This window comes from Streptomyces sp. NPDC053048, assembly GCF_044547045.1.
Classification (GTDB): Bacteria; Actinomycetota; Actinomycetes; order Streptomycetales; family Streptomycetaceae; genus Streptomyces.
In genome coordinates, this window is the sequence record NZ_JBITZS010000004.1 from 564312 (window position 1) to 576553 (window position 12242).

Annotated in this window: 14 protein-coding genes; 8 read left to right on the forward strand and 6 right to left on the reverse strand. The window is 72.2% G+C overall.

Annotation, left to right across the window (positions count from 1 at the left end):
* Positions 1-42: 42 nt before the first annotated feature.
* Together ACIG36_RS13525 and ACIG36_RS13530 are read right to left on the reverse strand one after the other, a co-directional pair.
* A complete protein-coding gene (locus ACIG36_RS13525; RefSeq protein ID WP_399926294.1) occupies positions 43-633 on the reverse strand; it encodes a DUF5134 domain-containing protein in 591 nt (196 codons plus the stop codon).
* A 172-nt stretch (positions 634-805) separates the two neighbouring features.
* The gene (locus ACIG36_RS13530; protein WP_399926296.1) at positions 806-1198 is read right to left on the reverse strand and encodes a VOC family protein; all 393 of its coding nucleotides are present in this window, start codon (positions 1196-1198) and stop codon (positions 806-808) included.
* A gap of 77 nt (positions 1199-1275) precedes the next feature.
* On the opposite strand from ACIG36_RS13530, the gene ACIG36_RS13535 reads away from it, so the two are divergent.
* On the forward strand, positions 1276-1830 hold the full coding sequence (locus ACIG36_RS13535; protein ID WP_399926298.1) for a GNAT family N-acetyltransferase: 555 nt from the start codon (positions 1276-1278) through the stop codon (positions 1828-1830).
* 54 nt (positions 1831-1884) lie between these two features.
* On the opposite strand, the gene ACIG36_RS13540 is transcribed toward ACIG36_RS13535, so the two are convergent.
* The 3 genes from ACIG36_RS13540 to ACIG36_RS13550 are packed head-to-tail and all read right to left on the reverse strand — an operon-like array spanning position 1885 to position 4429.
* Positions 1885-2640, reverse strand: coding sequence for an amino acid ABC transporter ATP-binding protein (locus tag ACIG36_RS13540; protein WP_399926300.1), 756 nt, complete (start codon positions 2638-2640; stop codon positions 1885-1887).
* Entirely contained in the window at positions 2637-3530 is an 894-nt protein-coding gene (locus ACIG36_RS13545; protein ID WP_399926468.1) for an amino acid ABC transporter permease, read from the reverse strand. Before ACIG36_RS13545 ends, ACIG36_RS13540 begins: the two co-directional genes overlap by 4 nt.
* Before the next feature lie 14 nt (positions 3531-3544).
* Positions 3545-4429: an ABC transporter substrate-binding protein gene (locus ACIG36_RS13550; protein ID WP_399926302.1), complete on the reverse strand. Its 885-nt coding sequence runs from the start codon at positions 4427-4429 to the stop codon at positions 3545-3547.
* A 317-nt stretch (positions 4430-4746) separates the two neighbouring features.
* Between ACIG36_RS13550 and ACIG36_RS13555 the strand changes: the two genes are divergently transcribed.
* Genes ACIG36_RS13555 through ACIG36_RS13565 form a run of 3 tightly spaced genes read left to right on the forward strand, consistent with a single transcriptional unit; the run spans position 4747 to position 8011 of the window.
* The gene (locus ACIG36_RS13555) at positions 4747-6144 is read left to right on the forward strand and encodes a DUF6421 family protein (protein ID WP_399926305.1); all 1398 of its coding nucleotides are present in this window, start codon (positions 4747-4749) and stop codon (positions 6142-6144) included.
* Positions 6145-6170: 26 nt separating this feature from the next.
* On the forward strand, positions 6171-6932 hold the full coding sequence (locus tag ACIG36_RS13560; protein WP_399926470.1) for an SDR family NAD(P)-dependent oxidoreductase: 762 nt from the start codon (positions 6171-6173) through the stop codon (positions 6930-6932).
* Positions 6911-8011, forward strand: a complete 1101-nt coding sequence (locus tag ACIG36_RS13565; RefSeq protein WP_399926307.1) for a threonine aldolase family protein — start codon at positions 6911-6913, stop codon at positions 8009-8011. Before ACIG36_RS13560 ends, ACIG36_RS13565 begins: the two co-directional genes overlap by 22 nt.
* Before the next feature lie 84 nt (positions 8012-8095).
* On the opposite strand, the gene ACIG36_RS13570 is transcribed toward ACIG36_RS13565, so the two are convergent.
* Positions 8096-8824, reverse strand: coding sequence for a lysophospholipid acyltransferase family protein (locus ACIG36_RS13570; protein WP_399926309.1), 729 nt, complete (start codon positions 8822-8824; stop codon positions 8096-8098).
* 272 nt (positions 8825-9096) lie between these two features.
* Between ACIG36_RS13570 and ACIG36_RS13575 the strand changes: the two genes are divergently transcribed.
* The 4 genes from ACIG36_RS13575 to ACIG36_RS13590 all read left to right on the forward strand — a co-directional run bounded on the left by ACIG36_RS13575 (position 9097) and on the right by ACIG36_RS13590 (position 12238).
* Complete coding sequence (locus ACIG36_RS13575) at positions 9097-9423, forward strand: TlpA family protein disulfide reductase (protein WP_399926472.1); 327 nt, start codon at positions 9097-9099, stop codon at positions 9421-9423.
* 197 nt (positions 9424-9620) lie between these two features.
* Positions 9621-10406, forward strand: coding sequence for an electron transfer flavoprotein subunit beta/FixA family protein (locus ACIG36_RS13580; protein WP_399926311.1), 786 nt, complete (start codon positions 9621-9623; stop codon positions 10404-10406).
* Positions 10407-10482: 76 nt separating this feature from the next.
* Positions 10483-11445 (forward strand): electron transfer flavoprotein subunit alpha/FixB family protein, encoded by a 963-nt coding sequence (locus ACIG36_RS13585; RefSeq protein ID WP_399926313.1) that lies wholly within the window; start codon positions 10483-10485, stop codon positions 11443-11445.
* Between the two features lie 100 nt (positions 11446-11545).
* Entirely contained in the window at positions 11546-12238 is a 693-nt protein-coding gene (locus ACIG36_RS13590) for an HAD family hydrolase (protein WP_399926315.1), read from the forward strand.
* Positions 12239-12242: the final 4 nt, after the last annotated feature.

Below are 12242 nucleotides of genomic sequence, written 5' to 3' on the forward strand. Positions count from 1 at the left end.
CCCGCGCCCGAAGTGACGCAGACCACGGGAGCCCGGTGGCGCTCACATGGTGAGCAGCATGGCCAGCATGCCGATGCCCATGGACAGCCGGCAGGCCGTGGTCAGCTCCGGGCCGCCGGCCCGTTCGTGGCACGGTTCGGGCCACGGGGCGTCCGCCGGGGCGACGGCAGTCACCGGGACCATCCCCGCCGCGGTCCGTACGACGTACACCGCGAAGTACACCAGCAACAGGCCCGTGACCAGCGGGCTGCCCGCCGGCTCACGGCCGGCCGCGGCGTGCGCGGCGTGGCCCGCGACGGGGGCGGCGGCCATCGCGAGGGCCATGTAGACCATCGCGAACGCGCCCACCGCGTGGTGCAGGTGGTGCATGCCCGCGCCGCCGCCCCTGGCCAGGGTGAGGGCGCGCAGCCCCACCGCCCCGAAGACCAGGGCGAAGAGGGCGTGGCCCCACGGCCGGGTGTCCAGGACCGGGGCCGGTACGGCCATGGCGGCCATGCCCAGCCCCATCAGGGCGTCGCCTCCCGCGGCCCGGCGCTCCCCCGCCGCGCCGGCCCGCGTCCTGAAGAGGCAGTACGCGCCCGTGGCGGCGCACAGTGCGACCAGCAACCAGCCGACCAGCGGCGGTCCGTGCACGGCACACCTCCCCGGATCCCCGGACGCGACCCACCTCCGGAGAATGCCCGCCGTGAGGACGTCACATGGGAGCGCACGGGCGCACGGGGGGAGCACTGCCCCTCCCCGCCGTGCGCCCGCGCGCGCCGTCACGGGGCGCCGGAGATCGGGCACCAGGGTTCGGATACCGGGCTCAGATACCGGGCCGGTACCGCATCGGGTGTCCCTCCGGCACCTCCACCACCGCGATGCGCACCCCGTCCGGATCGGCGATCCACATCTCGATCAGCCCCCACGGCTTGCGCTCGGGCGGCTCCAGCACCGCCACCCCGCGCCGCGTGAACTCCTCGTGCGCCGCCGCGGCGTCCGCGACCTGCATCCACAGCTCCAGCCCCGGCGCCGGCGGCGCTTCCGAGCGCCCCGAGACCTCCAGGAAGCCACCGCCCAGGAAGTAGACGACCCCGCGCTCCGACCCGGTGCCGAACTCGCGGTAGACCGCGAGCCCCAGCGCCTCGCCGTAGAACGCCCTCGACCGCTCCGGATCGGTCGGCCGGAGTAACACCCTGCTGCTCAGTACGTGCACCATGCCCGCGACTGTACGCACACCCCACCCGTTAGGGTCGTATGTGCGCCCTACACCTACGGAGAGGACCCCGGGTACACATGGAGACCGCCAGGAGCCGCATCGCAGAGCCGACCTTCCGGTCCGCGACCGCCGCCGACGTGCCCGCCCTCGTCGAACTGGTCGAGTCGGCCTACCGCGGTGACAGCAGCCGCGCGGGCTGGACCACCGAGGCCGACCTGCTGGAGGGGCAGCGCACCGACGCCGACGGTGTCATGGCCGTGGTCACCGACGAGAACAGCCGGCTGCTGGTGGCGGACCTCGAGGGCGAGACGGTGGCCTGCTGCCACGTCGAACACCGCGGCGACCACGCCTACTTCGGCATGTTCGCGGTCCGCCCGACGGCCCAGGGCGGCGGTCTCGGCAAGGTCGTCATGGCGGAGGCCGAGCGCCTGGCGCGCGCCGAGTGGGACGCGCGCGAGATGCACATGACGGTGATCAGGCAGCGCGACGAGCTGATCGCCTGGTACGAGCGCCGCGGCTACCGGCGCACCGGGCGGATGAGCCCGTTCCCCTACGGTGACGAGCGGTTCGGCATACCGCAGCGCGACGACCTGGAGTTCGAGCTGCTGATCAAGGACCTCGGCCGGGCCTGAGCCGACAAGGCCCCAGGACCGGCCTAGGGGGTGTCCGATGGGTCGGCGCGGGTCCTAGAGCCGTCCCGCCTCGACCAGCCGCCGCAGGAAGCGCCTCGTGCGCTCCTGCCGCGGCTCGCCGAAGACCTCGGCCGGTGTGCCGCGCTCGAGCACCACGCCGCCGTCGAGGAAGCACACCTGGTCGGCCACGTCCCGGGCGAAGCCCATCTCGTGCGTGGCCAGGACCATGGTCATGCCCTCGTCCTTGAGGTCGCGCACGACGCCCAGCACCTCGCCGACCAGTTCCGGGTCCAGTGCCGCGGTGATCTCGTCGAGCAGCAGCAGCCGGGGGCGGGCGGCCAGGGCCCGTACGATCGCGACCCGTTGCTGCTGGCCGCCGCTGAGCCGGTCCGGGTACTCGCCCGCCCTGCCGCCCAGCCCCAGCCGCTCCAGCAGCTCGCGGGCCCGCTCCTCCGCCTCGGCGCGCGGCACGCCGTGGACGCGGCGCGGGGCGAGGGTGATGTTCTCCAGCACGGTCATGTGGGGGAAGAGGTTGTACGCCTGGAAGACCACGCCGATGCGGCGGCGCACGGAGTCCGGGTCGATCCGGGGGTCGGTGATCTCCTCGCCGTCGAGGAAGATCGCGCCGTCGTCGATCTCCTCCAGCAGGTTGGCGCACCGCAGCAGCGTCGACTTGCCCGAACCGGACGCGCCGATCAGGGCGGTGACGGTGTGCGGGGCGACCTCGAGGTCCACGTCGCGCAGGACGACCGTGCCGCCGAAGGTCTTGCGCACCGCTTCCAGGCGCAGCACCGGCTGCGGCTCGCTCATACGATCCCTCCCTGGGCCCGGCGGCGGTCCATCCGTGCGGTGACCGTGTCGGTGAACCGGGTCATGGGGATGGTGAGGGCCACGAAGATCAGCCCGGCGACGACATACGGGGTGTAGTTGAAGCTCTTGCTCGCGGTGATCTGGGCCGCGTACACGGCGTCGACCGCCCCGGCGATGGAGACCAGTCCGGTGTCCTTCTGGAGCGAGACGAGGTCGTTGAGGAGCGGCGGCACCACGCGGCGCACGGCCTGCGGGAGCACGACGAAGCGCAGCGTCTGGCCGCCGCTCAGGCCCAGGGAGCGGGCGGCGGCGCGCTGGCTGGGGTGGACGGACTCGATGCCGGCGCGGAAGACCTCGCCGACGTAGGCGGAGTACGTCAGCACCAGCGCGGTCCCGCCGAGCAGCACCGGGTCGGTCGTCACCCCCTGCAGGCGCAGGGCGGGCACGCCGAAGACGACCATCAGGAGGCAGATGATGAGCGGCAGGCCGCGGAAGAAGTCGGTGTAGGCGGTCGCCAGCGCCCGCAGTGGGAAGAACACCGGGCCGCGCAGGGTGCGGGCGACGGCGAGCAGCATGCCGAGGGCGAGCACCGCGGCGCCGCAGACGACGAGGAGCCGGACGTTGAGCCAGAGGCCGTCGAGGACGTCCGGGAGCGCCTCGCGGGCGTAGCGGGCGCTGAGGAAGGTCTCGCGGGTGCGGGGCCAGCCCGGGGAGTTGACGACGACGAGGACGAGCACCGTGCCGGTGACGAGGGTACTGACGGCCGCGACGGCGGTGGCCCGGCGGGTGCGGGCGCGCTTGAGGCGCTCGCGCTCGAGGCGGCGCGCGGAGGGTACGTAGGTGTCGTGGGGCTGGTCCGGCGTGCCGGCTGTTCCGGGTGTCTTCGGCACGGTGTCCTCGGTGGTCACTTGAGCACCGGTGCGTCGGCGGCCTCGGACAGCCACTTCTTCTCCAGCCGCGCGAGCGTGCCGTCCTTGCGCAGGGAGTCGACCGCGTCGCTCACGCAGCCGGTGATGCGGCTGCCCTTGTCGAGGACGAGCCCGAACTGTTCGGCCTTGCCGGCGGTCGAGTCGAACTGACCTACGATCCTCGCCTCCGGCACCTCGGCCGAGGTGATGTAGAAGGCGGTGGGCAGGTCGACGACGATCGCGTCGACCTGGCCGTTCTTGAGGGCGGTCTTGGCGTGATCGTTCTTCTGGAACACCGACGGCTTCCGGTCGGGCTTGATCACGTCGTTGACGACGTCGAGGCTGGTGGTGCCCACCTGGGCGCCCAGGCGCGCGTGGCGGAGGCCGGCCATGGAGCGGGCCCCGGCGGCCGGGGAGTCCTTGAGCGCGATGACGGCCTGGCGCACGTCGTAGTAGCCGGAGGAGAAGTCGACGGCCCGGCGGCGCTCGTCGCTGATGGAGATCTGGTTGATGTCGAAGTCGAACTTCTTGGCGCCGGGCGCGACGGAGCTGTTGAAGGGCACGGTCTGCCAGGTCACGTCGGACCTGGCGTAGCCGAGGCGGTCGGCGACGGCGTAGGCGACCGCCGACTCGAAGCCCTTGCCGCTCGTGGGGTCGTCGTCCTGGAACCAGGGGGCGTAGGCGGGCTTGTCGGTGCCGACGGTCAGCTTGCCGGGGGCCCGCGTGAGCAGCCGCCCCTTGGCGCAGGCGTGGGCCGCGGCGGCGGGTCCGCCGGTGGGCCGGGCGATGTCGGTGTCGTCCTGCGGGGCGCAGCCGGCGGCCGCGAGGAGTAACACGGCGAGGGCGGCGGTCCGGCGTCTGAGCGGGTTGGCGGCGGGCATGGCGCGAGACTGGCAGCGCCCGCTGTGATCTGTCCAGGTCAGGACCGGCAACCGTCCGAATGGCGGATGATTGTTGCCGGTTCATGAACACCGCGCGCTCGGCGCGGGGTGGCCGGAACTCGATGGTGACACCTGTGGTGCTGCTGTGCTGCCGGCGGCGGATGCTCACTGCTGTCCCCTGGACGGCGGAGTTCGACAGGAAAAACAGCGGCACGACCGGGGGGTCGGCAGAATAATTTGTTGCTCAACCTCTTGAGCCGAAGAACCTCGCATGGATACGGTGTCTTAACGCCAGGTTCTCCCGAGGAGGGGTAGTCGTGACGGAAATTATTGCGTCGACCGCAGCAAAATCCGACATTTTGTCTGTGGATCGCGTAGTGGATCACCCGGCCTGGGCCGAGCTCAAGGCCGCCGTGGAGACTATCCGGCCCTGGCAGTCCGCGGACGGTTCCATCGACCTCGAGGCCGAGGGCGCGCCGCCGGGTGAGGCCGTCCGGGCCGAGTTCGGCACGGTCATAGCCGCGATCGAGCGGCTCTCGCCGCTCCTGCCGCACGACGCCGCGTACCACGGCGCGCTCGTCGCCGACCTGCGCCGCTGGGCCGACACCGGCTTCGGCGTGCCGGACTTCCTCGACTCCCTGCTGGCCTTCCAGCCCGCCGCGCAGCGCGCCGACGGCCTGCAGCACCTGGTCGTCTTCCCGATGTACACGCAGAACGGCAACCCCGACCGCAACCTCGAGGCCGTCGTCCTGCGCGTGGTGTGGCCGGAGTGGCTGGCGGAGCTGGAGCGCACCCGCTACGACAACCCGCTCTTCCTCGGCATCACCTTCGAGGACTTCACGGCCGGCTACGACACCAACTCGGCCGTCCTCTTCCCCGAGACCATCGCGGTCCGCGAGGCCCCCGAGCGCTTCACCTGGGGCGGCATCTTCTGCGACCGCGAGGCCGCCCGCTTCCGCCGCATCACCGAGGCCGCCGTCGAGACGCTGCGCGTGGACCTGCCGGCCGACATCACCGAGATGCTCGGCGACCAGGAGCGCTGCCAGCAGGCCTTCGTCCTGTGGGACATGGTCCACGACCGCACCCACAGCCACGGCGACCTGCCGTTCGACCCGTTCATGATCAAGCAGCGGCAGCCGTTCTGGATGTACGGGCTGGAGGAGCTGCGCTGCGACCTCACGGCCTTCAAGGAGTCCGTCAAGCTCGAGGCCGACGGTTACGCCCAGGCCCGCGACGTCCAGTTCGCCATTCTGTTCGACCGGATGTTCCGCTTCCCCATCACCGGCGAGCGGGTCCGCAACTACGACGGCCTCGGCGGCCAGCTGCTCTTCGCGTACCTGCACAAGCACGACGTCGTACGCTGGACGGACAACACCCTGCACATCGACTGGGAGCGCGCCCCGCAGGTCACCAACCAGCTGTGCGGCGAGATCGAGAAGCTCTACCGCGACGGCATCGACCGCCCCAAGCTCGTCCACTGGTTCGCCGCCTACGACCTCGTCTCGTCCTACCTCTCCCCGCACCCGGGATCCAAGTGGGCCAAGGGCCCCGAGGCCCTCGACCTCTCGTTGCCGCCGCGCAAACTCGTGGATGACGTGCTCGCGGACGAGTTCCCGCTCAGCATGTTCTATGAGGCCCTTGCCAAGAAGCTGCGCGGCGTGATCGTCTCCACCGAGGGGATCACCGCGGCGGACATGGCACAGGTGGCGGCGTGAGCGAGCAGGAGACGGAGGCGACGACCATGAGCACCCCGACGAACGGCAACGGCCAGCTGGAGGGCGCCGTCGTGGCGGTGGCGGGAGCCGCGGGCCCCGCCGGCCGGGCGGCACTGCTGCGGCTGGCGGAGGCCGGGGCGACCGTGGTCGCCTCCGACGCGGACGCGGCACGCCTCGCCGAGGCCGTGGACGCCGCCCGCTACGCCCACGGCGGCGCCACCGTCACCGGCGACACCGTGGACCTGCTGGACCTGGACGCCGCCCGCGCCTGGGCGGACCGTACCGAGAAGGAATTCGGCCGCATCGACGGCCTGGTCCACCTGGTCGGCGGCTGGCGCGGCTCGGCGACCTTCGCCGAGACCGACCTGGCCGACTGGGAGCTGCTGGAGAAGCTGCTCATCCGTACCGTCCAGCACACCTCGCTGGCCTTCGAGGGCCCCCTGGCCCGCAGCGGCAACGGCCGGTACGTGCTGGTCAGCGCCGCCGGCGCCAGCAAGCCCACCGCGGGCAACGCCGCCTACGCCGCCTCCAAGGCCGCCGCCGAGGCGTGGACCCTCGCGCTCGCCGACTCCTTCCGCAAGGCGGGGGGCGAGGACGCCCCGCCGGCCGCCGCCACCATTCTGGTGATCAAGGCGCTGGTGCACGACGCGATGCGCGCCGAACGACCGAACGCGAAGTTCGCGGGCTTCACGGACGCCAAGGACCTGGCCGAGGCCATCGCCGGCGTCTGGGAGAAGCCCGCCCAGGAAGTGAACGGAACCCGTCTGTGGCTCACCCCGCAACCGTGAACGACACCCCGTCGGCGGCGACCGACGCGATACGCCGCCATGACCCGGCGGTGCGCGGCTTCGCCAGCGACAACTACGCGGGGGCGCACCCCGAGATCCTGGCGGCGCTGGCCGTCGCCAACGGCGGCCACCAGGTCGCCTACGGAGAGGACGACTACACCGCCCACCTCCAGGACGTGATGCGCGGCCACTTCGGGCCGACCGCCGAGGCCTTCCCGGTCTTCAACGGCACGGGCGCCAACGTCGTCGCCCTGCAGTCGGCGACCGAACGGTGGGGCGCGGTCATCTGCGCCTCCTCCGCGCACATCAACGTCGACGAGTGCGGGGCGCCCGAGCGCGTCGGCGGCCTGAAGCTGCTGCACGTGCCGACCGAGCACGGCAAGCTCACCCCTGAGCTGATCGACCGCGAGGCGTTCGGCTGGGACGACGAGCACCGCGCACAGCCGCAGGTCGTCTCGATCACGCAGACCACCGAACTGGGCACCTGCTACACGCCCGAGGAGATCCGCGAGATCTGCGACCACGCCCACGAGCGGGGCATGAAGGTCCACCTCGACGGCTCGCGCATCGCCAACGCGGCGGCCACCCTCGGCCTGCCCCTGCGGGCGTTCACCACCGACGCCGGCGTGGACCTGCTCTCCTTCGGCGGCACCAAGAACGGGATGGTCTTCGGCGAGTGCGTCGTCGTCCTCAACCCGGACGCGGTGCGGGCCATGAAGCACCTGCGCAAGATGTCGATGCAGCTCGCCTCGAAGATGCGCTTCGTGTCCGTCCAGTTCGAGGCCCTGCTGTCGGGCGACCTCTGGCTGCGCAGCGCGTCGCACGCCAACGCCATGGCGGCCCGGCTGGCGGAGGGCGTCCGGGGCGTGGAGGGCGTCGAGGTGCTGCACCCGGTGCAGTCCAACGCCGTCTTCGCCCGGCTTCCGCACGATGTGAGCGAGCGCCTGCAGAAGCGCTACCGCTTCTACTTCTGGGACGAGGCGGCCGGCGACGTCCGCTGGATGTGTTCCTTCGACACTACGGAGGACGACGTCGACGCGTTCACCGCGGCGGTCGCCGAGGAGATGGCCAAGCGCTAGCCGACGAAAACGGCCGAGCCCCCTGTCGCACCGCGTGCGGCAGGGGGCTCGGGCGTTCACGCTCGGGCGTCGACGGCCGGACCGCTAGCGGCGGTCCGTGGCCGCTGCCCGGTCCGGGGTGGGCGCCGTGCCGCCGAGGTGGGCGGGGATCCACCAACTGTCGGCCGGGCCCTCGGACCGCACGGGATAGGAGCGCTGCGCCGCCTCGAGCAGGTCCTGCACCCGGGTGCGGACCCGCTCGGTGATGGTGTCGGCCGCCTCGTCCCGGTCGGCCGTGATGGGCTCGCCCACCCGGATCGAGACGGGGATGTGCCGGCGGCCCAGGTTGCGCTTCTGTCCCTTGGTCCACAGCCGCTGCGTCCCCCACAGCGCCATCGGCACCAGCGGGACACCGGCCTCCTGCGCCAGCCGGGCCGCGCCGGACTTGAAGTTCTTCAGCGTGAACGAGGTGGAGATCGTCGCCTCCGGGAAGACGCCGATGACCTCGCCCGAGCGCAGGGCGGACAGCGCGTGCTTGTACGCGTCCAGGCCGGCCGAGCGGTCGACGGGGATGTGCTTCATCGCCCGCATCAGCGGCCCGGAGACCTTGTGGCGGAAGACCGACTCCTTCGCCATGAAGCGCACCAGGCGCTTGGCGGGCCGGGCCGCCAGGCCGCAGAAGACGAAGTCGAGGTAGCCGATGTGGTTGCTCACCAGGACCGCCCCGCCGCGCCGCGGTATGTGCTCGGTCCCTTCGACGTCGAAGCGCAGGCCCTGCGCCTTGAACATGGTGTGGGCGAAACCGATCACCGGCGGGTACACGAGCTCTGCCATGCGGGAAGATCCTTCCGGGCGGGCCTGGGGAGGGTGCTCCCGGCTGCGTCGTCCGGCCCGGTTCGTCCGGGCCGAGGGTGTTCATGAAGCGGAAACGCGTGGGTTACGCGGCCGTAGGGTTCCGGCTTTCGCCAGATCGTGCCTGAATGCCCCGCTCGCGGGCCAGCCAGGACGCCCCGGCGGCCGGGAGATCCTCATCACGTCGGGAAATTTCCCCGCCGCCGCGGGCGCTGCACCCGAAAACCGGACAGGTGCGGAAAGGGACGGGCGTGCTGGGGCAGGACGGGGAAGCGGTGCGGCTGAGCGCCGCCGACATCGGCGCGGAACTGGGGCGGCGCGCCACGCTCGTGCAGTTCTCCAGCGCCTTCTGCCAGCCCTGCCGGGCGACCCGGCGCGTCCTGGCCGAGGTCGCGGCGATGGTCGACGGCGTCGTGCACGTCGAGGTCGACGCGGAGGCGCATCTGGAGCTCGTCCGGGCCCTCGGGGTGAGCGCGACGCCCACCACGCTCGTCCTCGACGCGGCCGGGCGTGTGGTGCGCCGTGCCGCCGGGCAGCCTCGAAGGGCCGATGTGATCGCGGCGCTGGGCGCGGCCGTCTGACGCTCCGCCGCATTCGCGCGCCCGCGTTGGGCAGATCACAGTCGACCGGCCTTGCGCTCGGCGGACACCCCCGATGTACTGGCCAGTAACATCCCGGTCGGGGGCGAAGCCCGCACCCGCCGGGGTCCGCCCCCACAAGGCGCCTATGCTGCCTGCCAAGGCAGCTTTGATAGAGACGATGCAGTAGGAGAGCCGGCGTGAGCTTGAGGATCGTTGTCACTGTGAAGTACGTGCCCGACGCCACCGGCGACCGGCACTTCGCCGAGGACCTGACCGTCGACCGTGACGACGTGGACGGCCTGCTCTCGGAGCTCGACGAGTACGCGGTCGAGCAGGCGCTGCAGATTGCCGAGGAGGCGGACGACGCGGAGATCACCGTGCTGACCGTGGGCCCCGAGGACGCCAAGGACGCCCTGCGCAAGGCGCTGTCCATGGGCGCCGACAAGGCCGTCCACGTCGAGGACGACGACCTGCACGGCACCGACGCGCTGGGCACCTCGCTGGTGCTGGCCAAGGCCCTCGAGCACGTCGGCTACGACCTGGTGATCTCCGGCATGGCCTCCACCGACGGCGGCATGGGCGTCGTCCCGGCGATGCTCGCCGAGCGCCTGGGCGTGCCGCAGGTGACGCTGCTGTCCGAGGTCAAGGTCGAGGACGGCAAGGTGACCGGCCGCCGCGACGGCGACGCCGCCAGCGAGCAGCTGGAGGCCTCCCTCCCGGCCGTCGTCTCCGTCACCGACCAGTCGGGCGAGGCGCGCTACCCGTCCTTCAAGGGCATCATGGCCGCCAAGAAGAAGCCGGTGCAGTCCCTGGACCTGTCCGACCTCGGCATCGAGGCGGAGGAGGTCGGCCTCGACGGCGCCTGGACCACGGTCGACGAGGCCACGGAGCGCCCGGCCCGCACCGCGGGCACGGTCGTCAAGGACGAGGGCGAGGGCGGCAAGCAGCTCGCCGAGTTCCTCGCGGGCCAGAAGTTCATCTGAGCCTCCGCTCGGACCGAACCCCTGACGCCCCAACGCATCTCAACCGCCCTCGCAATTCCCGCAGGAGAGCAGATCCATGGCTGAAGTCCTCGTCTACGTCGACCACGTGGACGGTGCCGTCCGCAAGCCCACCCTCGAGCTGCTGACCCTCGCCCGCCGCATCGGCGAGCCCGTCGCCGTGCACCTGGGTGCCGGCGCGGACACCGCCGCCGCGACGCTGGCCGAGTACGGCGCGGTCAAGGTGCTCACCGCCGACGCCGCCGAGTTCGCCGACTACCTCGTCGTACCGAAGGTGGACGCGCTGGAGGCCGCGTACCACGCCGTCTCCCCGGCCGCCGTGCTCGTCCCCTCCTCCGCGGAGGGCAAGGAGATCGCGGCCCGCCTGGCGGTGCGCATCGGCTCCGGCATCATCACCGACGCCGTCGACCTCGAGGCCGGCGACGAGGGCCCGGTGGCCACGCAGTCCGTCTTCGCGGCCTCGTACTCCACCAAGTCCCGCGTCACCAAGGGCACGCCGGTCATCACCGTCAAGCCCAACTCCGCCGCCCCCGAGGCCGCCCCGGCCGCCGGCGCGGTCGAGCAGCTGGCCGTCTCCTTCGGCGAGAAGTCCACCGGCACCAAGGTCGTCTCGCGCACCGCGCGCGAGTCCACCGGCCGCCCCGAGCTGACCGAGGCCGCGATCGTGGTCTCCGGCGGCCGCGGCGTCAACGGCGCCGAGAACTTCGCGATCGTCGAGGCCCTCGCCGACTCCCTCGGCGCGGCCGTCGGCGCCTCCCGCGCCGCCGTCGACGCCGGCTGGTACCCGCACACCAACCAGGTCGGCCAGACCGGCAAGTCGGTCTCCCCGCAGCTGTACATCGCCGCGGGCATCTCCGGCGCCATCCAGCACCGGGCCGGCATGCAGACGTCGAAGACGATCGTCGCCATCAACAAGGACGCCGAGGCCCCGATCTTCGACCTCGTCGACTACGGCGTCGTCGGCAACCTCTTCGAGGTCGTCCCGCAGCTCACCGAGGAGGTCAAGTCCCGCAAGGGCTGACCCCCGCGCCTTCGGGCACCGCGTCCCCGCCGGCTCCGGCCGGCGGGGACGTTCGCGTATGCGGGCGACGTACGTGCCCTTCGGGTGGCAGAGTGCCCCCATGAGCAAAGGGGTTCTCTTCGACTTCTCCGGAACGCTGTTCCGCACAGAGCCCGCCGGCTCCTGGCTGAGCGCCGCCGCGAGCCGGCTCGGTCTCGTCCTCGGCGAGGACGAGACCGCACGCCTGGCCGGCCTGCTGGAGGACGCCGGTGCCCAGCCCGGCGGGCGCGGCCCCCGGCAGGTCCCGCCGCCTCTGGCGGGCCTGTGGCAGCAGCGCGACCTCAGCCCCGAGGAGCACCGCGCCGCCTACACCGGCCTCAGCCGTCGGGTCGACCTGCCGGATCCCCGCCTCCACGACGCCCTCTACGCGCGCCACATGGAGCCCGCGGCCTGGCGGCCGTACCCCGACGCCCCCGGGGTCCTGAGCGAGCTGCGGCGGCGTGGCGTACGCACCGCCGTGGTGAGCAACATCGGCTGGGACCTGCGTCCGGTCTTCCGTGAGCACGGCCTGTACGAGCTGGTGGACGCCTACGTCCTGTCGTACGAGCACCGGGTGCAGAAGCCGGACCCGCGGCTGTTCCGGACGGCGTGCGAGGCGATCGGGCTGCCGCCGGCGGACGTGCTCATGGTCGGCGACAGCGCACACGCGGACGCGGGTGCCGGCCGGATCGGGTGCGCGGTGCGCCTGGTGGAGCACCTGCCGGTCGAGGAACGGCCGGAGGGTCTGCTTCCGGTGCTCGGAATGGTGGGGTGAACGA

Coding starts and splice junctions, on each gene's coding strand:
- ACIG36_RS13550 (WP_399926302.1), bottom strand. CDS start 4,429: ATGCCCGCCGCCAACCCGCTCAGACGCCGGACCGCCGCCCTCGCCGTG.
- ACIG36_RS13535 (WP_399926298.1), top strand. CDS start 1,276: ATGGAGACCGCCAGGAGCCGCATCGCAGAGCCGACCTTCCGGTCCGCG.
- ACIG36_RS13590 (WP_399926315.1), top strand. CDS start 11,546: ATGAGCAAAGGGGTTCTCTTCGACTTCTCCGGAACGCTGTTCCGCACA.
- ACIG36_RS13530 (WP_399926296.1), bottom strand. CDS start 1,198: ATGGTGCACGTACTGAGCAGCAGGGTGTTACTCCGGCCGACCGATCCG.
- ACIG36_RS13560 (WP_399926470.1), top strand. CDS start 6,171: ATGAGCACCCCGACGAACGGCAACGGCCAGCTGGAGGGCGCCGTCGTG.
- ACIG36_RS13585 (WP_399926313.1), top strand. CDS start 10,483: ATGGCTGAAGTCCTCGTCTACGTCGACCACGTGGACGGTGCCGTCCGC.
- ACIG36_RS13540 (WP_399926300.1), bottom strand. CDS start 2,640: ATGAGCGAGCCGCAGCCGGTGCTGCGCCTGGAAGCGGTGCGCAAGACC.
- ACIG36_RS13570 (WP_399926309.1), bottom strand. CDS start 8,824: ATGGCAGAGCTCGTGTACCCGCCGGTGATCGGTTTCGCCCACACCATG.